At 72.4% G+C, this 20521-nt stretch carries 19 protein-coding genes and 2 pseudogenes; 13 read left to right on the forward strand and 8 right to left on the reverse strand.

Annotation, left to right across the window (positions count from 1 at the left end):
• Positions 1-48: 48 nt before the first annotated feature.
• Complete coding sequence (locus ACFXMG_RS10925) at positions 49-468, forward strand: winged helix-turn-helix transcriptional regulator (protein WP_383814783.1); 420 nt, start codon at positions 49-51, stop codon at positions 466-468.
• Positions 469-489: 21 nt separating this feature from the next.
• Here the strand turns inward: ACFXMG_RS10925 and ACFXMG_RS10930 are convergent, their stop codons facing one another.
• Entirely contained in the window at positions 490-1998 is a 1509-nt protein-coding gene (locus tag ACFXMG_RS10930) for a right-handed parallel beta-helix repeat-containing protein (RefSeq protein WP_383814781.1), read from the reverse strand.
• 210 nt (positions 1999-2208) lie between these two features.
• On the opposite strand from ACFXMG_RS10930, the gene ACFXMG_RS10935 reads away from it, so the two are divergent.
• Positions 2209-2787, forward strand: a complete 579-nt coding sequence (locus ACFXMG_RS10935) for a GIY-YIG nuclease family protein (RefSeq protein WP_383814779.1) — start codon at positions 2209-2211, stop codon at positions 2785-2787.
• A 48-nt stretch (positions 2788-2835) separates the two neighbouring features.
• On the opposite strand, the pseudogene ACFXMG_RS10940 reads toward ACFXMG_RS10935, so the two are convergent.
• Positions 2836-2919, reverse strand: a pseudogene (locus tag ACFXMG_RS10940) (hypothetical protein); the annotation flags it as partial.
• A gap of 62 nt (positions 2920-2981) precedes the next feature.
• Between ACFXMG_RS10940 and ACFXMG_RS10945 the strand changes: the two are divergent.
• Positions 2982-3233: pseudogene (locus ACFXMG_RS10945) on the forward strand (N-acetylmannosamine-6-phosphate 2-epimerase); the annotation flags it as partial.
• A gap of 114 nt (positions 3234-3347) precedes the next feature.
• On the opposite strand, the gene ACFXMG_RS10950 reads toward ACFXMG_RS10945, so the two are convergent.
• Together ACFXMG_RS10950 and ACFXMG_RS10955 are read right to left on the reverse strand one after the other, a co-directional pair.
• On the reverse strand, positions 3348-4514 hold the full coding sequence (locus ACFXMG_RS10950) for a Rieske 2Fe-2S domain-containing protein (protein WP_383814778.1): 1167 nt from the start codon (positions 4512-4514) through the stop codon (positions 3348-3350).
• Positions 4515-5054: 540 nt separating this feature from the next.
• The gene (locus ACFXMG_RS10955; protein WP_383814776.1) at positions 5055-6599 is read right to left on the reverse strand and encodes an alkaline phosphatase family protein; all 1545 of its coding nucleotides are present in this window, start codon (positions 6597-6599) and stop codon (positions 5055-5057) included.
• A 380-nt stretch (positions 6600-6979) separates the two neighbouring features.
• Between ACFXMG_RS10955 and ACFXMG_RS10960 the strand changes: the two genes are divergently transcribed.
• Positions 6980-7714 (forward strand): dienelactone hydrolase family protein, encoded by a 735-nt coding sequence (locus ACFXMG_RS10960; RefSeq protein WP_383814774.1) that lies wholly within the window; start codon positions 6980-6982, stop codon positions 7712-7714.
• A 10-nt stretch (positions 7715-7724) separates the two neighbouring features.
• Here ACFXMG_RS10960 and ACFXMG_RS10965 read toward each other — a convergent pair whose 3' ends face one another.
• Both ACFXMG_RS10965 and leuA read right to left on the reverse strand, forming a co-directional pair.
• Positions 7725-8525 (reverse strand): ABC transporter ATP-binding protein, encoded by an 801-nt coding sequence (locus ACFXMG_RS10965; protein WP_383814772.1) that lies wholly within the window; start codon positions 8523-8525, stop codon positions 7725-7727.
• A complete protein-coding gene (gene leuA / locus ACFXMG_RS10970) occupies positions 8522-10318 on the reverse strand; it encodes a 2-isopropylmalate synthase (protein ID WP_383814770.1) in 1797 nt (598 codons plus the stop codon). Before leuA ends, ACFXMG_RS10965 begins: the two co-directional genes overlap by 4 nt.
• A 172-nt stretch (positions 10319-10490) precedes the next feature.
• On the opposite strand from leuA, the gene ACFXMG_RS10975 reads away from it, so the two are divergent.
• Together ACFXMG_RS10975 and ACFXMG_RS10980 are read left to right on the forward strand one after the other, a co-directional pair.
• Positions 10491-11180 carry a FadR/GntR family transcriptional regulator gene (locus tag ACFXMG_RS10975; protein WP_383814768.1) on the forward strand — a complete coding sequence of 230 codons (690 nt, stop codon included), beginning with the start codon at positions 10491-10493 and terminating at the stop codon, positions 11178-11180.
• Between the two features lie 68 nt (positions 11181-11248).
• Positions 11249-11986 carry a VOC family protein gene (locus tag ACFXMG_RS10980; RefSeq protein ID WP_383814766.1) on the forward strand — a complete coding sequence of 246 codons (738 nt, stop codon included), beginning with the start codon at positions 11249-11251 and terminating at the stop codon, positions 11984-11986.
• Between the two features lie 24 nt (positions 11987-12010).
• Here the strand turns inward: ACFXMG_RS10980 and ACFXMG_RS10985 are convergent, their stop codons facing one another.
• Positions 12011-13006, reverse strand: a complete 996-nt coding sequence (locus ACFXMG_RS10985) for an Lrp/AsnC family transcriptional regulator (protein WP_383814764.1) — start codon at positions 13004-13006, stop codon at positions 12011-12013.
• Between the two features lie 155 nt (positions 13007-13161).
• Here ACFXMG_RS10985 and ACFXMG_RS10990 point away from each other — a divergent pair, with 155 nt between their 5' ends.
• The 3 genes from ACFXMG_RS10990 (at position 13162) to ACFXMG_RS11000 (ending at position 17288) form a co-directional block, all read left to right on the forward strand.
• Positions 13162-14610, forward strand: coding sequence for an MFS transporter (locus ACFXMG_RS10990; protein ID WP_383814762.1), 1449 nt, complete (start codon positions 13162-13164; stop codon positions 14608-14610).
• A 69-nt stretch (positions 14611-14679) separates the two neighbouring features.
• Positions 14680-15876, forward strand: a complete 1197-nt coding sequence (locus ACFXMG_RS10995; RefSeq protein WP_383814760.1) for a M20 family metallopeptidase — start codon at positions 14680-14682, stop codon at positions 15874-15876.
• Positions 15877-16151: 275 nt separating this feature from the next.
• Complete coding sequence (locus tag ACFXMG_RS11000) at positions 16152-17288, forward strand: winged helix DNA-binding domain-containing protein (protein ID WP_383814758.1); 1137 nt, start codon at positions 16152-16154, stop codon at positions 17286-17288.
• A gap of 37 nt (positions 17289-17325) precedes the next feature.
• On the opposite strand, the gene ACFXMG_RS11005 is transcribed toward ACFXMG_RS11000, so the two are convergent.
• Positions 17326-17589, reverse strand: a complete 264-nt coding sequence (locus ACFXMG_RS11005; RefSeq protein WP_383814756.1) for a hypothetical protein — start codon at positions 17587-17589, stop codon at positions 17326-17328.
• Between the two features lie 70 nt (positions 17590-17659).
• Here ACFXMG_RS11005 and ACFXMG_RS11010 point away from each other — a divergent pair, with 70 nt between their 5' ends.
• The 4 genes from ACFXMG_RS11010 to ACFXMG_RS11025 all read left to right on the forward strand — a co-directional run bounded on the left by ACFXMG_RS11010 (position 17660) and on the right by ACFXMG_RS11025 (position 20465).
• Positions 17660-18499: a TauD/TfdA family dioxygenase gene (locus ACFXMG_RS11010; protein WP_383814754.1), complete on the forward strand. Its 840-nt coding sequence runs from the start codon at positions 17660-17662 to the stop codon at positions 18497-18499.
• 341 nt (positions 18500-18840) lie between these two features.
• Positions 18841-19116 carry a hypothetical protein gene (locus ACFXMG_RS11015; protein WP_383814752.1) on the forward strand — a complete coding sequence of 92 codons (276 nt, stop codon included), beginning with the start codon at positions 18841-18843 and terminating at the stop codon, positions 19114-19116.
• 245 nt (positions 19117-19361) lie between these two features.
• Complete coding sequence (locus ACFXMG_RS11020; RefSeq protein WP_383814991.1) at positions 19362-19811, forward strand: DUF6004 family protein; 450 nt, start codon at positions 19362-19364, stop codon at positions 19809-19811.
• Between the two features lie 180 nt (positions 19812-19991).
• The gene (locus ACFXMG_RS11025; protein ID WP_383814750.1) at positions 19992-20465 is read left to right on the forward strand and encodes a DUF4440 domain-containing protein; all 474 of its coding nucleotides are present in this window, start codon (positions 19992-19994) and stop codon (positions 20463-20465) included.
• Positions 20466-20521 lie beyond the last annotated feature (56 nt).

Raw genomic sequence — 20521 nt, forward strand, 5'->3', positions numbered from 1 at the left:
ATCACTGATCCTCGATCGCCTATCCACCGGTCACAAGGAGGCAGTTCGATGTCACCCACGCACACCGCGGTAACCACCCCCGCCGACCTCGGATCCTGTGGCCGCGAGGACCACCCCGACTGCGGCATCCGCGATGTCCAGGACCGCCTCGGCGACAAGTGGTCGGTGCTCGTCATCGTCGAACTCGCGGGCGGGCCGCGCCGCTTCCGCGAGCTCCAGCGCGCCATCGACGGCATCTCCCAGCGCATGCTCACCCTCACCGTGCGCCGGCTCGAACGCGACGGTCTCGTGCTGCGTACCGTGTACCCGACCGTCCCCGCCCAGGTCGACTACCGGCTGACCGAGACCGGCGCCGAGCTGACCCACCTGGTCAAGGCACTCGCCGACTGGTCGCTCGCGCACCGCGCCGGGATCGCCGAGGCGCGCCGCGCGTACGACGCGGCGCACCCCGACCACGACATCCGCTGACGCCGCCGCCCACGCGGAGGGTTACAGTCCCGGGCCGTTGTACGCGCCGCGGTGCGGCTTCGTCGTCGCGGAGACCGGGTACGCCCAGTAGTCACGGCCGCCGTTGCCGCTGATCACGGAGCCGTTGTTCAGGGCGGGGGACGTGGCGCGCAGCTTGTAGCCGTCGGCGGAGTGGAGGGTGTCGCCGCCGGTGCCGGGGTTCACGAACTTCGGGTCGCCGGTGATGCCGTTGGCGGTGGGCCGGGGCACGCCCTGGAAGACGTTCCAGAGCCAGGTGATCCCGGGGCCGGTGGGGAGTCGGGAGTCGGGCGTGCCGACCCAGATGTTGTTCTCGACGACGCTCTCGTCGGGGAGTGTGATGTCGAACTTCTTGTCCGTGCAGTAGAAGACGTTGTTGTACAGGTGCAGGGCGGAGCGGCCGGCGCTGACGCTGCTCATGCGGCAGTCGTTCTCGGAGATGTTGTAGCGGATGACCTGCCGGGCGGCGCCGATGGTGCCGCATCCGTCGCAGTCGAGGAAGAAGCCGCCGATGTTGTCGCGGCTGAAGTTGTACTGGATCGTGCAGGTGCCCGTGTTGCCCCAGTCGCAGTCGAACGCCTGGCTGTCGGCCACGGACATGCGCGTGATGCCGTGGACGGCGTTCTTCTGGATGGTCGGGTTGTGGTCGCCGAGCACCCAGATGCCGGCGAAGTTGCCGCCGGAGAAGGGGTAGACGCCGTTGCCGACGCCGGAGGCGTTGTTGTACTGGATCATGGGCGCGTCGGCGAAGCTGGCGATGATGCCGTCGCCGCCGACGTCCGTCACGATGTTGTTCTCGATGAGGACTCCGGTGCCCTTGACGGGCATGGTGCCGACGCGGATCTTCAGGCCGCCGCCGCCCGTGTTGCTGATCCGGTTGTCGTGGACGTGGACGTCGTTGAGGGTCGAGTTCGCGCCGCTGGCGCCCGTGACGATGCCGGCGGACTGCACGAAGTCCTCGGTGGTGGGGCTGTTCTTGCTGGTCTGGCCGGCCACCCGGTCGATGACGAGGTTCCCGATGGCGTAGCCCCGGTGCGCCGTTCCGTCGGTGGCGGAGATCCGCAGGCCGGTGCGGCGGGCGAGTGTGGGGGCGGGGTTGGTGAGCTTGAGGTCGCTGATGCGCCAGTGGTCCTGGTTGGTCAGGGAGACCACGTTCGGGGCGCCACCGCCGTCGATCACGGGCAGGGCGCCGGTGCCGTAGCGGGTGAGGGTGATGGGGGCGGCGGCGGTGCCGCTGCCGCGCGGGGCGAGGGAGCCGGTACAGGTGGTGCCGGAGGCGAACGCGAGCGTGTCACCGGGGCCGTACGTCTTTCCGTTCGCCTGCCCGATGGTGCTGAAGGGCGCGGCCTGACTCCCGTCGCCGGCGGTCGTGCGCGAGCAGTCGACGTACGTGGTGGTCGCCGCGGCCGAGGCGGGCGGGGCGGGGAGGGCGGCGGTGCCGCCGAGCGCGAGGGCGGCGGCGATGAGGCCGCGGCCCATCAATTGCCGTATGGGAAAGGCTGGGTTGGTCATGTGAGCGCGACGCCCTTTCTGACTGACGGTCCGGTGCCGCCCGAAGCTAGGTGCGCTCGATGATCGAGTCAATGCGTTCCGGTCGATTGATCGAGTTTCGATCACTGCAAGGGCGATTGGTCGAATTCCTCCACTCCTTCACCCCTCCGCCCGGCTCGCCGCCCGGGATACCGCCACGGGCGACTGACCTCGACGCCTAGGCTCGCCGTCATGGACGAACTCGTCGTTTCCGCCGCTCTCGCGGCCCTGTCCGACGGCCCTCGGCACTCCGTGGCGGAAGCGCTCAAGGTGGTGCCGCACGCCGCCGGTCTGTACGCGGTGTACGGCGACGCTCAGGCGGTCGGGGAGCTGGCGGCGGGCACGGCCGACCGTCCCCTCTACGTGGGGAAGGCGGAGCGCAGCCTGACGGATCGCGACCTTCGGACGCACTTCGCGACCGGCAGGACGGGCTCCTCAACTCTGCGGCGGACGCTGGCGGCCCTGCTGCGGGAGCCCCTCGCGCTGCGCGCGGTGCCGCGTAATCTCGCCCGGCCGGACGGCAGCGCCAACTACGCGCTGGAGAGCGGCGGCGACGAGCGGCTGACGGAGTGGATGCACGCCCGGCTGCGGCTCGCGGTGTGGGTACCGCCCGCCGGTGACGGCGTGGCGCTCCGCGACGTCGAGACCGCCGTGCTCAGGGCGCTGCGACCGCCCCTCAACCTGGCCGACATGGGCAGCCTCGGCGACCGCGGGGTCAAGGCGGCCCGTGCGGTGATGGCGGCGGAGGCGAGGGCGTGGCGCGCGGAGTGACGAGCCGCTGAGCGGGCGCTTCGGTCAGCCGCTGAGCAGCCGCGTCGGTCAGCAGATGTGCTCGTGTACGAAGGCGAGTTGCCGTCGCTCGTGGGCGCGGCCGCCGCCCTCGTGGCCGTTGAAGGCGTAGACCTCGACCGCCTTGTCGCCCGCGTACCGGTGGTAGGCGGCGAAGCAGGTGGAGGGTGGGGCAGGAAGGGGTACGGGCCGCCGGGCTCGGCGCCGATCTGGTGGGTACGACGCTCTCCGGCTACACCCCGGACACGTACGACCGCAGGGCGGCCGGGCCGGACCTGGATCTGGTGGAGCGGCTCGCCGGCGCGCTGGGCGTGCCGGTCGTCGCGGAGGGCCGGATCCGCTCCCCCGCCGAGGCGGCCCGCGCGCGGGAGCGCGGGGCGTACGCGGTGGTCGTCGGCACGGCGATCACCCATCCGACCACCCTGACCGGTGGTTCGCGGACGGCCGGGGCTGAGCCCGTCGCGGGCGGGACGGTCTGGTCCCGCCGGCGACACGGTGGGGCGTGGCTCTCCCGGGCGGGGAGGGCCACGCCCCGTACCCCGTCATCCGGGTGTGCTCCCGCGGGCGCCCGCGCAGCCGTCCGCGTCCGGGCAGTCGAGCGGCGCGGCGGACGTGAGGTCGAGCGGGACGCCGTTCGTGCGCAGCACCTTGCGCACGTCGAGGATCAGGGGGAACACCTCCTGGTTCCAGTCCTCCCCCTGCTCGTCCCAGGCCCGCTGCTCGGCCTCGACGGCCATCCGGTCCTGGGCGAAGACGCGCTCGGTGAAGCGCCGGATCAGCGGCCAGGCGAGGTGGAGGGCTCCGGGCAGTCCCGGTTTCGCGATCATGAGCAGCCCGAAGACGCGGCTGACGCGCTGTTCGAGGTCCTCGGGCACGTAGGCGGCCCACAGCGAGAACGCGGCGGTGCCCGACGTCTCGGGGACGGCCCGGAGGGTCTGGTACGGGTACTCGGTGCGGATGGTGACCACGTCGGGCGTCGACGCGCCGCCCATGCCCTCCGCGGACAGCAGGCCCGCGCCCCGGTCCTTCCGGCCGCCGGACGGGACGAAGAGGTACCGGGCCTCCACGGAGCGCGGATCGGTGTCGTACCCGAGGAGTTCGGGGTGGATCCGGCCGAGGACGCCCCGGTGGAGGAACTGGTGGTTCATGTCGAGCAGGTTCTCGTGCAGGAACGAGTAGTGGCAGCGCACGGTACGCGCGAACATCATCGTCCGGTGCTCGGCGGAGTCCGCCTCGGGGAGCAGGGGCAGGGATGCCGCCTCGGCCCGCGCGGGGTCGCCGGGGAAGACGAAGACGAGTCCGTAGCGCTCGCGGACGGGGTAGGAGCGCACTCCGCGCGGTGGCCGGGGGGCGCCCTTGGGCAGGTAGGGGATCTGTGAGATGCGTCCGTTCCCCCGGTAGGCCCACGCGTGGTAGCAGCAGCGGAGCGTCTCGCCCTCCACGACGCCGAGGCTGAGCGGCACCTGGCGATGGGCGCAGCGGTCCTCCAGGGCGTACGCGGTGCCCGTGGCGCCCCGGTACAGCGCGATGCGCCGGCCGGCGAAGGAGGCCGCGCGGACCTTGTTCCTGCGCAGGCTCGCGGACCGGGCGACCGGGTACCAGAAGTCCGGGTCGATCCCGACGCGCCGCAGATCGGCCTCGCCCGGCTCGCGGTCGCCGGCCTGATGACCGTGCCCCGTCCCGTGGGTCACGTGCGTCTCCTCAGGCATCCGTCCTCCCTCTCACGCGGGCCGTCCGCCTCACGGGCATGCCGGGACCAGCGGAACACGATCCGCTCAGGGGCGCGATTCGTGCGCCGCCGTGCCGGGGGCATGTCCCTCCGGGGGCGGGGCGGGGCCGTACGCCTGCTGGCCCCCGTGGACGACGACGCGCGTGACCTCCGCCCCTGGTACCGCGAGATCGGGCGGACGCGGTGGCTGGGCGGTGCGGTGCTGGGTGCGATCGGCGACCAGTACTCACACTCGCCGTCGCCGTGACCGACACCGGTACCGTCTCTCTACGCGGATGGCGTCCGCATCGCCTCGGCGCCGACCCCGTCGCTCTTCGGGCAGACCCCGGGCCTCGACGGCCTCTGGGCCGGCCGCATCGTCGACAACGGCGGCGCCCAGTAGCACTTCTCCGGGCGCATCGACCGGATCGCGGTCCACCGGGCGGCCTGACGGGACACCGTCACTGCCGCTCCCCTGCCCGCACCGCGTCCTACCCATCGACGCGGTGCGGGCCTGGGGCCCGGCGTAGGCGACCCGGCCTTACGGGCGGTTGCCGGATGCCTTCCGGGGCTGCTCGAACGTCACCTGGTCGACCGTCCAGAAGGCGCTGTTGGTGCCTGTGTACCGGAAGCTGAAGCGGGCGGTGCGGGCGTCGGCCGGGACGTGCAGGCGGAGGTGCTCGACGGTGTTGGTGTTCGTCCGGTACGACGTCACGAGCTGGGGCGCCTTGCCGTCGTAGGAGACGTACACGTCACCGGTCTGCGGGCCGTCGACACGGTAGTCGGTGGCGTACGAGAGGATCGCCGGGCGCCCGCCGCGCACCCGGTACGCGGGGCTGACCAGGGTCGAGTCGAACTGTCCCGCGTCGTGGGCCTTGTCGTCCCACTCGTCCGAGTCGGCGACGGCGAAGACGTTCCGGGCGCGGACGTTCGTCTCGCGGCCCTGGCCGAGCTCCGCGTTGCTCCAGAACTCGTCGGTCGCGAACGCCCAGCCGCGCCACTCGGTGACACCGCCCGCCGGCATCCGCGAGTTGTCGATCGACCAGCCCTTCGGGGCGGTGTTCGTCCAGCCCGGGGCCGCGCCGGAGAGCTTCGTCTCGTCGACGGCGGGGCGCAGCGAGCCGCGCAGCTTGTCGAAGGCGTCCCGCTTCAGCTTGTCCAGCGCGGTGCCGTCGAGGCCCCAGGCGGGGTCGACGGACACACCGGAGTGGCGCAGCACGGTCGGCGCGATGTCGGTGATCTTCACGTCGTGCCGGACGGAGCCGGCCTTGATGCCGGCGCCCCGGGCGATGACGAAGGTCCCGCGCTCACCGGGCGAGTTGCCGCCGTGTCCGCCGGAGGGCGTGTGGCCGTGGTCGGAGGTGACCATGACGAGCCAGTCCTCCTTCGCGTACGTCGGCCGGGACCTCACGGCGTCCAGCAGCTGCCCGATCTGCGCGTCGGCGACCGAGAGGGCCGTGAGGTAGCGGTCGCTCGCCGTTCCGGCGGAGTGTCCGGCGCCGTCGACCTCGTCGAGGTGGACGAAGGTGCTGTCGGGGTCGCCGTCGCGCAGCCGCTCGGCGGCCTTGGCGGTGGTGCCCGCGTCGTTGCCGCCGGCGATGCGGAGGTCGGTCCTGGGGCCGAACACCGTCTGGGGGATGGGGTTCCAGGTGCCGACGACCAGGGTGTCGACGGCCGGATTCGCGGTCTCCAGGCGAGTCTGGTAGTCGGGGTAGCGCGCGTAGTTCGGCGCCGTGAAGTTGTTGTCCTTGACGTTGTGCTTGTCGGGCCAGACACCGGTGGCGATGCTCGACCACGCGGCGCCGGAGACGGTCGGTGCCATCGGGTTGGCGAAGAGGTTGCTCCGGGCCGTCATGCCCTGCGCCATGAGCGTGCGGAGGTTGGGGACGTCGGCGCGGGCGAAGGCGTCGAAGGCCGCGCCGTCGATGCCGATGACCAGCGTCTTGGCCTGCTTGGCGCGGTGGGCCTGACCCGCGTGGGCGGGGTTCCTGCCCTCGTCGGCCTGGGCGAGGGGGCCGAGGGGAAGGGTGACGGCGGCCGCGGTGGCCGCGGCGAGGACGATGCGCGCGGGACGCGAGAGGGACACGTGATCCTCCAGGATCGTTGACGGCCGCACGGGGTGTGCGGCCGTCCACACGGTGCTGAGCGCCGGTGATCACCTGATGTCCCGGCAGGACAGAGAACGTGAACCATGCACGAAGTTTGGACCAGACCCGTTATCTTCTCGTTACATAGGGGCTTCGGTGGTGGCTGGCGTCGGCTCTGCCGGGTGGAATAGGCTTCATGACCATGACTACCGGGACGGCCTTGCGCCACACACAGTTGGGTGACCCGGTGCCCCTCTGAGCACCGTGCGGGCCGGCTCGGGCCCGCTGTTCGAGCGAGGACGTACCGCCGCCGCGCGGGCTCCGCCTCCGTCATGTCGATCACCGCTTGCGCACATCGACGACGACTGGAGAATTGCTCATGCCCATCACGACGCTACGGATTCCCACCGCGGACGGTCACGCCGACGCGTTCGCCGCCTTCCCCGACGACGGCCGGCCGCACCCGGGGGTGCTGATGTACCCGGACGGTTTCGGCATCCGGCCGGTGCTGAAGGAGATGGCCGGCGAACTGGCCGGGCACGGGTACTCCGTACTCGTCCCCAACCTGTTCTACCGGCACGGCCCGGCCCCCGTGGTCGAACTGCCCGCGTACATCGGGGAAGAGGTCCGGCCCGCGATCTTCGACCGGCTGATGCCCCTGATCGGGGCGCACACCCCCGAGCGCGTACGGAGCGACGCCGACGCCTACCTCGGATTCCTCACCTCACGGCCCGAGGTCGCCCCGGGTCCGGTCGCGGTGACGGGCTACTGCATCGGCGGCCTCCTGGCGCTGCGGACCGCCGCGGCCCACCCGGGTCGGGTGGCCGCGGTCGCGGCGTTCCACGGACCCGTGAGCGCCGACGGACCCGAGCTGTTCGCCCAGCTCACCGCCCGGGTCCATCTCGGCCACGCGGAAGGCGACTTGACGCCCGAGGCGCTCGGCGAGCTCAACCAGGCCCTGGACGCCGCCGGGGTCGACCACACCTCCGAGATCTATCCCGGCACCACCCACGGCTTCACCATGGCCGACACCGACGCGTTCAGCGCCTCCGGTCTTACGCGGCACTGGGAGCGCCTGCTCCCCCTCCTGGACCGGGCCCTGACCGCCGGCTGAGGCGTCGCGCTCACCGCGGGACCGGATGTCTCGTCCGTACGCTCCAGCGTCCGGCGTCACGGGTGAGCCGGACGGGGTGAGCGAAGCACGTGCTGACCAGGTCGTCGGTCAGCACGTGCTCGACCGGTCCGGCGGCCAGGCAGCGGCCGTCGCGCAGCAGCAGCGCGTGCGTCGTCCCCGGCGGCAGCTCCTCCAGGTGGTGGGTGACCAGCACGGAGGCCAGCCGGGGGCGGGTGCGCGCCAGCACGTCGAGGCGGTCGATGAGCTGTTCCCGGCCGGCGAGGTCGAGTCCGGTCGCGGGCTCGTCGAGCAGCAGCAGCCGGGGGCTGGGCATCAGGGAGCGGGCGATGAGGGTGCGGGTGCGCTGCCCCTGGGAGAGCACCGTCCAGCGCGCCTCGCGCCGGTCGTCGAGCCCGAGCAGTCCGATGAGCTCCTCGGCCCTGGTGGTCTCCTCGTCGGTCGGGGACCACCGGGGCACCCGCTCGACGCTGTTCGTCAGGCCGGTCAGGACGACGTCCCGTACGGTCAGGGGCGAGCGCAGGGGGTGGCGGGGGTCGACGTGGCCCACGCTCGACCGCAGGCTCCGCAGGTCCACCCGGCCCAGCCGCTCGCCGAGGACCTCGACCGTGCCCCGGGTGGGGTGGGTGAGGGCTCCGAGGAGGGAGAGGAGGGTGCTCTTGCCCGCGCCGTTGGCGCCCAGGAGTGCCCAGTGTTCGCCGGACCTGACGGTCAGGGACACGTCGCGCAGGAGGGGGTCGCCGTCGCGGACGAGGTCCACGCCGGTGACCCGCAGGACGGATTCCCCGCTCACGCGTCCGCCTTCCCGGCCCGGTTGACGGCGGCCATGACGGCGTGGACGGAGGCGGTGAGGACGGAGGTGTCCCGGCCCGCGCCCCAGACGGTGGTGCCGTCGACGCGGCACTCGGCGTAGGCGACGGCGGGGCTGTCGGGGCCTGTGGCGGTGGCGTGTTCGGCGTAGGTGAGGATGTCGACGGTGATCCCGGCGGCGGCGAGGGCGTCGGTGAGCGCCGAGAGCGGGCCGTTACCCGTGCCCCGGTGGGTACGCGTCGTGCCGTCGGCGGTCAGGGTGCAGCGGAACGCGTGCTCGGCGGGGCCCGTCTGCTCGGTCCGCCAGGAGTCCAGGACGGCCCGGCCGTCCTGGGCGGGGGCGAGGTAGGTGCGGTGGAACAGCTTCCCCAGGTCCTCGGGGGAGAGTTCGAGGCCGGTGGCGTCGGCGACCTGCTGCACGGCGCCGGAGAAGTCCGGGCGCATCGCCTTGGGCAGGTCCAGGCCGTGGTGGGCCTGGAGCAGGTGGGCGATGCCGCCCTTGCCGGACTGCGAGTTGATCCGGATGACCTCCTCGTAGGTGCGGCCGAGGTCGCCCGGGTCGACGGGCAGGTAGGGCACGGCCCACGGGGCCCGCTCGGGCGGGACGCCGAGCTCGCGGGCCTGCCGGGCGTGGTGGGCCATTCCCTTGGAGATGGCGTCCTGGTGCGTGCCGGAGAAGGCCGTGTGCACCAGCTCGCCGCCGTAGGGGTGGCGGGGGTGGACGGGCAGGCGGGTGCAGTGCTCGACCACGTCGCGTACGGCGTCGATGTCGGAGAAGTCCACCATCGGGTCGACGCCCTGCGCGTGGAGGTTCAGGGCCAGGGTGACCAGGTCGACGTTGCCGGTCCGCTCGCCGTTGCCGAACAGGCAGCCCTCGACGCGCTGCGCTCCGGCCAGGACGGCCAGTTCGGCACAGGCGACCCCGGTGCCGCGGTCGTTGTGCGGGTGCACGGAGAGGATGACCGACTCGCGGCGGACGAGGTGGCGGTGCATGTACTCGATCTGGTCGGCGTACACGTTCGGGGTCGCGATCTCGACCGTCGCCGGCAGGTTGTGGACGACCGGCCGCTCGGGGCTCGCGTCCCACAGCTCCGTGAGGCCGTTGCAGACCTCCAGGACGAAGTCCGGTTCGGTCAGGTTGAAGACCTCGGGGGAGAATTCGAAGCGGATGTCGGCCCCGGAGCGCTTTTCGGCGTGCCGCATCAGGTACGTGGCGGCTTCCCGGATCAGCGTGTGGAGCTCGTCGCGGGAGCGGCCCAGGACAACGTTCCGCCAGGTGGGCGCGGTGGCCGTGTACAGGTGGACGAGGGTGCGGGGCAGGCCCTCGACGGAGGCGAGGGTCCGGTCGATGAGGTCCTTCCGGGCGGCCGTGAAGACGGAGACGGTCACGTCGTCGGGGACGGCGCCGCTCTCGGCGAGGTGGCGCACGAAGTCGAAGTCCGTCCGGCTGGCGGAGGGGTAGCCGACCTCGATCTCCTTGAAGCCCATGGCGCACAGCAGGTCGAACATCCGGCGTTTGCGGGCGAGGTCCATCGGCTCGGCCAGGGCCTGATTGCCGTCCCGCAGGTCGACGGGGACCCACAGCGGGGCCCGCGTGAGCTGCCGGGACGGCCAGGTGCGGTCCTGGAGGGGCAGGGCGACGCGCTCGTGCGCGGACCGGTAGCGCGTGGACGGCATCGCGCTCGGCCGCTGCGGATTCCAGGGCGGCGCGGCCTCGGGGACGGCGCCCGAGGGCGTACGCAGGGTGGGGAAGGGCGTGCTTCGCAGGGGTTCCATGACTCCGGGCTTCCTTCGGTCGGCCATCGGGCGACCGGCGCGACACGGCCCCGCTGCGGGGTGCCGGTCGGATCAGGCCCCGCAGCGGCGACCGAGAAGGAGGGCGCGCAGCGTCATGGTTGGGTACACTAGCCACACCTCAGCTCCTCAGACAACCTGACAGGTAGAGACCATGCCTCTTGGTGCCCTTCGCCCCAGCCCCCTGGTCGAACAGGCCACGCAGCACCTGCGCGACCAGATCGCGGGGGGCGAGTGGCCGGTCGGCACCAAGCTGCCCGCCGAGACCGCCCTGGCCAAGACCCTCGGCGTCGGCCGCTCCACCGTCCGCGAGGCCCTCCGCGCCCTGGCTGGAGCCGGTCTCGTCCAGGCCCGCCAGGGGTCGGGCGTCTTCGTCATCGCCACCGAACCGGCCGAGGACTGGCCGACCCGGCTGCGCCAGGCGGCCCTCACCGACCTCTACGAGGTGCGTGTGCTCATCGAGGTCGAGGCCGCGCGGCTCGCCGCGCGGCGCCGCACCGAGGACGACCTCACCGTCATCGCGGCGGCCCTGGCGCGCCGCCGCGAGGCCGCGGGCGGCGACACCCCCGGCTTCGTCGACGCCGACATCGCGCTGCACGCGGCCGTGGTGGCCGCCGCGCACAACCCCGTCCTCACCGCCCTGTTCGCCGAGTTCGTGCCCGCGCTCCGCCAGGGTCTCGTCGACCTGGTGGACCTCCTCGGGCTGCGCACCGACGACCCGAACCACGGCGACGCCGGCCACGCCGCCCTGGCGGACGCCGTCGCCGCCGGGGACGCCGAGGCGGCGGGCACCGCCGTGCGCGAGGAGCTGGACGGCACCCTCGCCCAGCTCCTCGCCCTCTGAGCCCTCTGAGCCCTCTGACCAGGACGCCGCTCAGGCCGGGGCGGGCGGCGGCTTCTACGATCGGAGGCATGGCGACACGACTCGTACAGATCAACATGAAAGCCCATGACGACGCCGCGCTCGGCCGGTTCTGGGCGGAGGCACTCGGCTGGGCGGTCGACAGCGAGGGGCCCGGCGTGACCAACCTCGAACCCGTCGGCTTCAGCTACCCCGACCCCGCGGCCGTCTGCATCGACATCGTCGCCCGCCCGGAACCCAAGACGGTGAAGAACAGGGTGCACCTCGATCTGGGCACCACCTCCGCCGCCCACAAGACGGAGCTGGTCGCCCGCCTGAGGGACCTCGGCGCGACGCCCGCCGACGTGGGCCAGGGCGACGTCCCCTGGATGGTCATGGCGGACCCGGAGGGCAACGAGTTCTGCGTCCTGGAGCCCCGTCCGGTCTACGAGTCCACCGGGCCGATCGCCGCGGTGGTGGTCGACTGTACGGACCCGAGGGAGATGGCCCGGTTCTGGGACGGGGCGATGGACTGGACCCTGCACGAGGTCACCGACGAGTACGCGACGATGCGCTCCGCGCAGGGCGTCGGCCCCTACCTGGAGTTCTACCGCACCCCGGACAAGAAGAGCGGATGGAACCGCGTGCACCTCGACCTCCGCCCGTACCCCGGAGACGACCTGGAGGCGGAGGCGGCCCGGCTGCGCGCCCTGGGCGCCACCGACCCCGGCATCGACCAGTCCGACCTCCCGTGGACGATCCTGGCCGACCCGGAGGGCAACGAGTTCTGCCTGCTCACCCCTCGCTGACCACACCCGGAGGAAGGGCTTCCCTCAGAGGCGGGCCAGTGCGCCCGCCCTCTTGTACGTACGCATCAGCAGCGACGTGTCCGCCGACCGCAGCCTCGGCAGGTCGCTGAAAGCCCTGGTCACGAACGTCCGCAGGTCGGCCATGGACGCGTGGCTCGTGTACCCGAGGACGTTCGTGCGCCCGGTGGTCAGGGCGAGGTAGCGGACGGACGGCTCCCGCGCCAGGGCGCGTACCGCCTCGTCCAGCGCGCCCGGGTGGACGGCGAGCCGGAAGCGGGCCTCGACCGGATAGCCGAGGACCGCCGGTTCAGCCAGCAGCCGCAGGTGCAGCGCGTGCGAGGTCATCAGCCGGGCGAGGCGCCGCCGGGCCGTCGTCTCACCGACGCGCAGCTCCTGCGCGAGCCGGCTGAACGGTATCCGCGCGTCCTGTTCGAGCAGCCCGACGAGGGTGCGGTCGAGGGAGTCGAGCGCGGGCGGCTCCGGCAGGGGACGCCCCTCGCTGACCTCACGGCGTACGAAGGTGGGCTCGGGATCGAGCGGTGACCAGTCGTTCGCCGTGAGGAGGAGCCGCAGGACCACGGACGAGTGGACGTCGCGTACGCCCTCGACGCGGCCGATCCCCTCGTCGACGGCGGTGAGCAGCTGGTCGTGGTCGCGCGCCTGGAGCTCGACGAAGACCTGGAGGTCGCCGGTCGCGACCTCCACCGAGCGGACGTCGGGCCGCCGGGCGAGGGCCGCCGCCGTGTCGTTCAGCCGGCCCGGCGCGCAGGTGACGGCGAGCTCGGCGACGAGTCCCTCGCCGAGGTACTCGGGCACCAGGGACGCCGTGAACCGCACGAGACCGGTGGCGGTCATCCGCTCCAGTCGCCGCGCGACGGTCCGTTCGTGCACACCGACCCGCTCCCCCACCTCGGCGAGCGGCGCGCGGGGCTCGCGGCCGAGCACGCGCAGGATCGCGTGGTCGACGTCGTCGAAGGTGTACGGAATCGGGCCACGCCGCCCCGCCGCCGCATCCGCCATGCCGTACCCCTTCATCGCCGGATTCCGCTCCCGCCGATTCTGTCATGCCGGAATCCACCGAGTGTCCGGCGAGCTGTTGCCCAGGATTCACCCGGTAGCCCACATTGCAGTGCGCTTTCCACCACTCCAGTTGCTCGTCAGAACGGGTGCCTCGTATGACCGAAACTCGCACCGCCGCGCCGTCCGCGCCACGTCCGGCCCTGCGCCCCACTCCCCCGGCGGCGGTGATCGCCTCGGTGGCCCTGGTCGAACTGTCCAGCGGGGTCACCCAGGGCTTCCTCTCGCCCGTCCTCCACCGGCTCACCGACACGCTCCACGTGACGGCGGCCGACCTGAACTGGCTCAGCATCTGCAACCTGCTGGCGAGCGTCGCCTTCACCCCCGTGCTCTCGCGCATGGGCGACCTCTACGGCCACCGGCGCCTGCTGCGCTGGACCCTCGCCATCGTGCTCACCGGCTCCCTCGTCGTGGGCCTCAGCACGTCGTTCGGCATGCTGCTCGTCGGCCAGGTGCTCCAGGGCGCGTTCGCCGGCTTCTTCCCGCTGCTGGTCGGCATCCTCCGCAATCGCAGCGGGGAGGGCGAGAACCGGCGCGGGATCAGCTTCATGGTGGCCGCGCTCGTCGGCGGCATCGCGCTCGGTCTCGTGGCCAGCGGTCTCGTCGCCCAGTACGTGGCGCAGCCGACGGCGGCCCTGTGGGTGCCGGCGGTCGGCGTGGCCCTCGCCCTGATCGTGACGTGGCCGCTGCTGCCGGAGAGCGACCACCGTCCCGGCGGCTCGGTCGACTGGCTCGGCGGGATCGTCCTGTCCGTCGGCCTCGTGGCGATCATGCTGGGGCTCGGCAAGGGCGGCACCCCGGGCTGGGAGTGGACCTCGCCCACGACGCTCGGCTGTCTCGTCGGCGGCACCCTGGCCACCGCACTGTTCGCCCTGGTCGAGCTGCGCACCCCCGAGCCGATGATCGACGTGCGTCTCTTCGCCAGACGCGGCATCGTCGTCGTCTCCCTGGTGGCCGTGACGTTCTCGTTCTGCATGATCGGTCTCCAGGTGGCCAATCCCGTGTTCCTCAGCACGGTCCCCGGGGAGGCCGGTTACGGGCTGGGCCTCACGCCGCTGGGCACCGCGTTCGCCATGCTCCCCAACATGGCCGCGATCGCGGTCGGATCACTGGCCGCGCCGGCGGTGGCGGCCAAGGTCGGCGACCGCGCCACCCTGGTGTCGGGCTCGCTCCTGATGGCCGCGGGCTACGCGGGGGCTCTCGCCACGCACGCGTCGCTGTGGCCCTTCCTGGGCACGACCGTGGTGGCCGGCATCGGCGTGGGCTTCCTCCAGCACTCCACGCGCACCCTCGCGGTGGAGATGGTCCCGCGCGACCAGACCTCGGTGGGCTCGGGCATCAACGAGCTGCTGATCAACGTGGGCGGATCGCTCGGAGCGGCGGCCGTACTCGCCGTGTCCGCGAAGGCCACTCCGGCCGGCAGCCCGCTGCCCCGCCTGGACGCCTACACCACCAGCTGGACGCTGTGCGTCGTCGTCTGCCTCGCGGGCGCGGTCGTCGCCCTCTTCCTCCGGCCCGCGCCGAAGCAGCCCACCTCCGCGCACTGACCGTCCCGCCCCGCCCTTCGATCCGTCCCGGGGCCGCTCCGGCGGCCCCGCCTTCCTGGAGGCCCTTCCATGAACGTTCCCGCCCTGCGGACGGCGAGCCGCGCCGCCCTGTCCGCACGTCAGGACCGGATGATCGCGCTCAGCCACAGCCTGCACGCCGAGCCCGAACTCGCCTACGAGGAGCACCGCTCGGCCCGCAAGATCGCCGACGAGCTCGAACGCGGCGGCTTCGAGGTGACCCGCGGCGTGGCCGACCTGCCGACCGCGTTCACGGCGACCGCCGGTTCGGGCGAGCTGGTGGTGGGGATCTGCGCGGAGTACGACGCGCTGCCGGGCATCGGCCACGCCTGCGGCCACAACGTCAACGGCGCCTCCGCGACCGCCGCCGCGCTGGCGCTCGCCTCGGTCGCGGACGAGATCGGCGTGACGGTGAAGCTACTCGGGACGCCGGCCGAGGAGTCGGGCGGCGGCAAGGTCGAGATGCTGCGCGCCGGCCTCTTCGACGACCTCGCCGCCGCGATGATGGTGCACGCCGCGCCGCAGGACGGCGTGGGCATGAGCTCGCTCGCCATCAGCAGCTGGAAGGTCGCCTACACCGGCCGTACGGCGCACGCCGCGGCGATGCCGTACCGGGGCGTCAACGCCGCCGACGCGATGATGATCGCCCAGGTCGCGATCAGCGCCTACCGCCAGCAGATGCCGCCCGGCGGGATCGTCCACGGCATCGTCACGTCGGGCGGCGAGGCCGCCAACGTCATCCCGGGCCGGACCACCGCCGACTTCGACTGCCGCGCCGAGACGGCGGAGGCGCTGCGCGAGCTCCAGGCCCGCATCAGGGCCTGCTTCGAGGCGGGCGCCCTGGCCACCGGCGCGGAACTGGCCCTGGAGACCGTGGGCAACGACTACGCCGACCTGCGCCAGAACGCGGCGATGACCGACCTCTACCGCGACGCGCTCACCGGCCTCGGCCGCACGACGGAGACACAGGACGCGAACATGCGCGCCGGCTCCACCGACATGGGCAACGTCTCCCACCTGGTGCCGACCATCCACCCCATGATCGGCTACGACTGCGGCGACGCGATCATGCACAACCCCGAGTTCACCCGCTACGGCACCAGCCCCGGCGCCGACCGGGCCGTACTCGACGGCGGCCTGGCCATGGCCTGGACGGCCATCGGCCTCGCGACCGACGACCGCCACCGCGGCGCACTCCTGGAACGCCTCGCGACGAGGCAGACCGCGCAGCCGGCCGGCCTGAGCTGATGGTCGGCATCGGCTGACGGCCGGCCTGAGCTGACGGTCGGCCTGACCTGAGGGCCGGCGTCGGCTGGCGGCCGGAAGGGTGACCGGGTCGGGGTGCGGTCATCTAGGACGCCTCCTGTCCTCAATGCGCCTAGCGTATCCAGTGAGTGCGCCTCACCAGTCTGGATGCGCGGAAGGGCGGAACGTATGGGCATGCCGACGTCGATCACGGGGGCCAGGAAGGGGCACGGGCGGGAGACCGCCCGACCGCCCCGGGACTCGCGAGGGTCGCGTCCATGAAGCTGACGTGGAGCGAGGCGAGCGGCCGGCGGCTGCGGCGTCATGGTCTGACGCCGCCGCTGACACACGGCGGCCCGGCAGCCGCCGCGGCCGCGATGTGCGGAGCGCACGCGCAGGTCCTGTCCGCCGCCGAGGTGTCGATCGGCCTGCGGCTGCCCGGCGCGACGCGCGCGGACGTGCAGAACGCGCTGTGGGCGGAGCGGACCCTGGTCAAGACCTTCGGCCCGCGCGGCACGATCCATCTCCTGCCCGCCGCCGACCTGGCCCTGTGGTGCGGCGCGCTGAACGCGGTCCCCACCGCCGCGCGTCACACCGCCGACGTACGTGTCACCGAGGCGCAGACCGAGGAACTCGTCGAGGCGATCGCGGCCGTCCTCGCCGACGCCGAGCTGACCGTCGACGAGCTGACGGAGGCCCTGGCCGACCGGGTCGGCGCGTGGGCCGTCGACCCGGTGATCCCGGCGTTCCAGACGATGTGGCCGCGCTGGCGCCAGGTGACCGAGATCGCCGCGCATCGCGGCGTGCTCTGCTTCGGACCGAACAAGGGCCGCAAGGTGACGTACACCAACCCCGCCCGCCGGCTGCCCGGCTTTGCTCCCGCGCCACCGGCCGAGGCGATCGACTGGCTCCTGGGCCGCTACCTGCACGCGTACGGACCGGCGACCCCCGACCACTTCGCCCGCTGGCTGGCCACCAACCCGGCGTGGGCACGCGACCTGTTCGCCACCAGCGACCTCACCGAAGTGTCGCTGGAAGGCACCCGAGCCTGGGTGGCCCGAGACGACACCGCGTTCGCGGACCCCGCGCAAGGCGTTCTCCTGCTCCCCCACTTCGACGCCTTCGCCGTGGGCTCCCAGCCCAGGGAACTCCTCTACCCCGGCCGCGCCCAGGCCCGCGCCCTCTCCCGAGGCCAGGCAGGCAACTACCCCGTCCTCCTCGTCGACGGCACGGTCGCGGGAGTCTGGCACCAGAAGAAGACCGGCAAGACGGTGACCATCTCCGTCGAGCCCTTCACCGAACTGACCGCCCGCCAGCACAAAGAACTGGCCGAACAGGCCCACCGCATCGGCTCGATCCTGGAAGCCCGCCCCACCCTCACCCTCGGCACCCTCACCATCGGCGCCCATGCCTGAGCGTGCTCGCCGCGGGCGCGAACCCGATCTTCGTCACCTACTCCGCAGCGAAGCTGCCGGTCTGATAGTCCAGGGAGGGGTCAGGCGGGCCGCACCGCAGAATCGCCTCCACCGCGGGCCAGACGGACAAGGGCACGTCATAGCAGTACTGCATCCATGGATCATCAGCGTCCGGGATGATCACCTCGCGCAGCCTGGCGATCTGGTCCCGCGTGATGGGGTACTGCGTACGCAGGAACTCGTCCTCCTTGCTGTAGCCGTCCAGAGACCAGACGACGTCTTGCGGTTCTTCCATGGTCATGGACAGAGGATATCGCCGGTTTGAAAGCGGTCGGGAGCCGCCAGTCTGTGAGGGGGGAAGGAGAGTCGCGATGACTGAACTCGGCAGCAGTGACGGGCCGTTGGGCTGGAGTGCGGACACGTTGAGGAGGGAGGACTGGCTGCTGCCGGTGGGGGACTCACTGGTGGAGAGGGCCGGCGCGTGTCTCTGGCGCGGGACGGGCTTCGCCGTGATCAGGGGCTTGGACCTCGCGGGCCTCACCGATCCGCAGTGCGTCGAACTGTGCGCGCGCATCGTCGGGCAGGTGTGTACGACGGCCGGTCTCCGCCTCCAGCGGTCCGGCAACGAGCTCCTGACGGCGGCCACGGCACCCGCCGTCCCGCGTACGCCGGACCCCGGCGCCCCCGCACCCCACGACGGCGACCACCACGTACTCCCGCCGCACATGGACCGCGGCGAGGGCCCCCGGCCGCCCAGGCTGCTGGCGCTCCTGTGCATCCGGTCGGCGTCCGAAGGCGGGGAGTCCCTCCTGGCCAGCGGCCCGGCGCTCCACGACCGCCTGGCCGCCGAACGCCCGGAAGCGCTGCACGAGCTCTGCCAGGACTTCCACTTCGGGCGCGGCCAGGACTTCGACCGCGTCCGCCCGGTGTTCCACCGCGCTGACGGCGAGCCCCTCCGAGTGCACTACAACCGCTACTGGATCACCCGCGGCCAGGAGGAGACGGGCACACCCTTCAGCCCAGCGCAGCACAGTGCCCTACAAGCGATGGACACGCTGCTGGAAGACCCGGCGATGGTGACGACCCTCCCCCTCCACCCCGGAGACCTCCTCCTGGTCGACAACTGGTCCGTCCTCCACGGCAGAACACCCTTCACCAACGGCACCGCACCACAATCCCGACGCTGCTACGCACGCATCTGGGCAGACTGACAGCGCCGAAGGCCCGGCTCAGCCGTTCCTGAACCTCGCCCCAGCGGGTACCGGGCCCGACCAGCGCGGCGAGGGGCGGTGGCAGGTGGGCCGGGGAGGGCGTCCGATCAGTGAGACGGCTTTCTCGCCGCGCGCCCTCCGTGGGATAGTCCCGGCATGCAGCGGCGTCTCATTATCAGCGCCCGCGTGCCGGCACCGGGCTGACCTGGGGGCGATCCCTCCCAGGCGGCCACACCGCCCGCACGCAGACCTCTCGTGATCCACGAGGGGTCTTTTTGTTTCCTCCGTATCCCTGACACGACGGCCCACCCGGCCCGGCAGACCTGGACAGGAACACCCGCATGGAACACGACAACTCCCCCGGAACCGAGACCGCGACCGACACCGACACGTGCACGGTGGTCGTATCGCTCAGGGACACCCCCGGCGCGCTCGGCCGGATCGCCGCGACCCTCAGCAGTACGCCCGTACTGGCGCTGGCGTACGTGGTCACGGACTCGGCGCAGGCCCTCGCCGAGATCCGTATGCCACTGGCTCACGCGACGCGCGCCCGGCACAAGTTGATCCGCATGGTGGACACCACGCACGTGTCGGAACCGCACTTCACCGCACGATGACAGGGGATTGATCGTCTTCATTCCTGTTCATGCACCGGCCGGAGCCGCTTGGCGCGGGCTCCGCCCGTACGGATCGACCCTGGAGGTAGTCGGGTTGACGAACCCAAGCCCATCCGCCCGCACCTGCTCGCCGCCGCGACGATGGTCTTCGGCGCGGACGGCGGGACGGGGCGCCCGCGCGGTGGCGGTCCGTTCAATGTCGCACCGGTTCGGGGCGCGCTCCCCGCCACGAATCCGCCTGTGGCCTGGTAGCCGACGCGGAGATCCTCCTGTTCGGTCCGGAGAAGCACGCCGAGGGTCCGGGCGTGGTCGCCCGGCTGGCGCGCCTGGCGGTCGTCGGCGAGTGTGCGGAGCTGGGCGGCACCGTCATGCTGCGGGTCAGCTGGCCGCGGCCTTCCGTCGGCTCGCTGGGTGACGGGACGGAGGACAGCCTGAGCCGTGTCCGGTTCCCGAGCGGCCTGCACCTCGACGCGGAGTTCGAGCTGTGCACGCCGGACGCGACGCTCTACGCGGACAGGGCGGTGCACCTCACGGGCAAGCTGTCCGATCTGTCGGGGCAGGGCTCCGAGCTGCACTCGGAAGGGCCCGGCGCGGCGCTGGCGGACCGGAAGGGCGAGGCCCAAGCACGCCTCACCGGTGTGCAGTTGACCCTGCGGGAGACCCACATCGACGAGACCGCGCCCGTCAACCGGTAACGGCTCCAACCCGGTCCCTTGGACACCGTCACCGTCGCACGACAGGGTCGGCCGGAAGCACGACGGTCCGGCATCGAGCCACACCCGGGAACAGACACACGCCCAGGCCCACCTCCCGGCATCCGTCACCGGGGTGCCTAGAGTGGCCCGCCTGAGTTCGTTCCCGACCTGGAGGTCTTCGTGTCCGATGCACGTGCCGTTTCCGCTTCCGCCGCCCGTCCTGGGGCTTCCCCGGAGGATGCCGAGGCGGTGTGGGCGGTGATCACCGGGATGTACGAGGCGTACGAGGCGGGGGATCGGGCGCGGATCGACGAGCGGCTCGATCCGGAGGCGACGATCTGGGACTCGGCGGCCGAGCCGCTGCTGTTCGGGAAGGCGGATCTGGACCGGATCCGGGACGAGCGGCCGGTGGCGGGTGAGGGGCCGGAGGAGAGTGGGCTGCACGCCTCCGAGCCGGTCGTCGACGTCTTCGGCGACCTCGCCGTGCTGCGGTACCTGCTGCGGGTGGAGTTCGCCCCGGGCCCGGACGGGCGGGCGCTGCTGCCGGAGCTGGTCCGCAACACGGTGGTCCTGTGGCGGGCCGAGGGCGGTGCCTGGCGGATCGTGCACCTGCACGAGGACGTCCGGCAGACGGGCGGGGTCCCCGCCGCCTGATCCCGCTCGGGCGGCCCGGTGTGCGCCGCGCACAGGAGGCGGCGGTCGGCTGTGCG

It is taken from the genome of Streptomyces sp. NPDC059201, from assembly GCF_042754585.1.
Classification (GTDB): Bacteria; Actinomycetota; Actinomycetes; order Streptomycetales; family Streptomycetaceae; genus Streptomyces.

Bases quoted from the DNA above. Each gene is read 5' to 3' on its own strand.
- ACFXMG_RS10925 (WP_383814783.1), top strand. From the start codon at position 49: ATGTCACCCACGCACACCGCGGTAACCACCCCCGCCGACCTCGGATCC.
- ACFXMG_RS10930 (WP_383814781.1), bottom strand. From the start codon at position 1,998: ATGACCAACCCAGCCTTTCCCATACGGCAATTGATGGGCCGCGGCCTC.
- ACFXMG_RS10935 (WP_383814779.1), top strand. From the start codon at position 2,209: ATGGACGAACTCGTCGTTTCCGCCGCTCTCGCGGCCCTGTCCGACGGC.
- ACFXMG_RS10950 (WP_383814778.1), bottom strand. From the start codon at position 4,514: ATGCCTGAGGAGACGCACGTGACCCACGGGACGGGGCACGGTCATCAG.
- ACFXMG_RS10960 (WP_383814774.1), top strand. From the start codon at position 6,980: ATGCCCATCACGACGCTACGGATTCCCACCGCGGACGGTCACGCCGAC.
- leuA (WP_383814770.1), bottom strand. From the start codon at position 10,318: ATGGAACCCCTGCGAAGCACGCCCTTCCCCACCCTGCGTACGCCCTCG.
- ACFXMG_RS10975 (WP_383814768.1), top strand. From the start codon at position 10,491: ATGCCTCTTGGTGCCCTTCGCCCCAGCCCCCTGGTCGAACAGGCCACG.
- ACFXMG_RS10980 (WP_383814766.1), top strand. From the start codon at position 11,249: ATGGCGACACGACTCGTACAGATCAACATGAAAGCCCATGACGACGCC.
- ACFXMG_RS10985 (WP_383814764.1), bottom strand. From the start codon at position 13,006: ATGGCGGATGCGGCGGCGGGGCGGCGTGGCCCGATTCCGTACACCTTC.
- ACFXMG_RS10990 (WP_383814762.1), top strand. From the start codon at position 13,162: ATGACCGAAACTCGCACCGCCGCGCCGTCCGCGCCACGTCCGGCCCTG.
- ACFXMG_RS10995 (WP_383814760.1), top strand. From the start codon at position 14,680: ATGAACGTTCCCGCCCTGCGGACGGCGAGCCGCGCCGCCCTGTCCGCA.
- ACFXMG_RS11000 (WP_383814758.1), top strand. From the start codon at position 16,152: ATGAAGCTGACGTGGAGCGAGGCGAGCGGCCGGCGGCTGCGGCGTCAT.
- ACFXMG_RS11005 (WP_383814756.1), bottom strand. From the start codon at position 17,589: ATGACCATGGAAGAACCGCAAGACGTCGTCTGGTCTCTGGACGGCTAC.
- ACFXMG_RS11010 (WP_383814754.1), top strand. From the start codon at position 17,660: ATGACTGAACTCGGCAGCAGTGACGGGCCGTTGGGCTGGAGTGCGGAC.
- ACFXMG_RS11015 (WP_383814752.1), top strand. From the start codon at position 18,841: ATGGAACACGACAACTCCCCCGGAACCGAGACCGCGACCGACACCGAC.